Annotated in this window: 1 protein-coding gene and 1 pseudogene; one reads left to right on the top strand and one right to left on the bottom strand. The window is 54.3% G+C overall.

Annotated elements, in window-relative coordinates; all coding sequences use genetic code 11:
- On the top strand, window positions 1-235 hold a 235-nt coding region (locus IB241_RS27305; protein ID WP_192301274.1), incomplete at its 5' end, for a hypothetical protein.
- A 408-nt stretch (window positions 236-643) separates the two neighbouring features.
- Here the strand turns inward: IB241_RS27305 and IB241_RS27645 are convergent.
- A pseudogene (locus IB241_RS27645) lies at window positions 644-761 on the bottom strand (hypothetical protein); the annotation flags it as partial.

Raw genomic sequence — 761 nt, 5'->3', positions numbered from 1 at the left:
GCATTTCGCCAAGCCGGAAGATGCACTGCTGCTCAGCGACTTCACCATGCTCAAGACCGTGCCTGGCGAGGATTACAAGATATCACTGACCCCGGCGGCACAAGTGGCGCAGTGCGTCGATGGCGTGCTGGTGATGTTTGATACCGAACAGAAAGGTCTCAGCGGTGTGTTGGTGAACAACAAGAAACAGGCAGTGCGCTGCATGGGGCAGGAAACGCCGCAGTTGCAGCAATAACCCACTTGCGTGGAACCATATTTCTTACAGCGCCACAGATGGGGGTGCCGTCAAATTTAGGCACAATCTAACCCATTGTGAATGTATGGAGTGAGAAGATGGTTTCAGGTATTTATGGCGGTTTCGCCAGCCCGTCGGACTGGTCCCAGCTGGCACCTAACGCAGGGAGGGCGCAGCCGCCATCGGACGCCGACATTAGGAAGAGGATGTCGTCGGCTGAGGATAGGATGAGTAGAGAACTGTTCGGTAACGGTAACGGAGACTATCAGAAGGACCTTGCTAGGGTTGACCCAGAATCTCGGAAAGCCATTGGTGGCTATGTGCCATTAAGTGAAGGCGGCATGATCAACTATTAAGTAGGTCATAAAAAACCCCGCACGAACAGGCGGGGTTTTTTATGACCGTCGATCAGTTAGCGACGGAAGACCGTGGCTTGACCGGCTGGTTGTCGTTGGAAATAGTCACTTCAACGCGACGGTTCATGGCACGGCCCGACACGCTGCCGTTATCGGCTACCGGGTATTCC

Source organism: Pseudomonas sp. PDM05 (assembly GCF_014851685.1).
GTDB lineage: Bacteria > Pseudomonadota > Gammaproteobacteria > Pseudomonadales > Pseudomonadaceae > Aquipseudomonas.
The sequence above is the reverse complement of the archived record's forward strand: the minus strand, read 5'-3'. Positions and strand labels throughout refer to the sequence as shown.